At 37.7% G+C, this 231-nt stretch carries 1 protein-coding gene; it reads right to left on the bottom strand.

The features are described from left to right. The coding region (locus ACSV5T_RS10450) for a hypothetical protein (protein WP_438321109.1) at positions 1–188 on the bottom strand (188 nt) is incomplete at its 3' end. Between the last annotated feature and the right edge of the window lie 43 nt (positions 189–231).

The following is a 231-nucleotide window of genomic DNA, read 5'->3' as shown; positions in this document are numbered from 1 at the left end:
CCTTGAAGCCGGACGTTTTTCGGATTTTTCTTTTTGACAAAGTCCGCCATCTGTTGAGGTGTTAATGCTGACGTTCCCATAATAGCACGATTTTCTTTTTTTGACGCAGCTGAAACAGATGGCATCGATATAATCAACGAAAATAGGATTAAAGCAATTCCGATCGAATAAACGAACACGTTTTTCATCCTTGGTCCTCCCTATTCAATAAATAAACTATGCAAATAATAC

Source organism: Veillonella sp. ZSJB6 (genome assembly GCF_051549505.1).
Taxonomy (GTDB): domain Bacteria; phylum Bacillota; class Negativicutes; order Veillonellales; family Veillonellaceae; genus Veillonella.
Note: the sequence above shows the minus strand (reverse complement) of the source record. Positions and strands in the feature narration are given on the sequence as shown.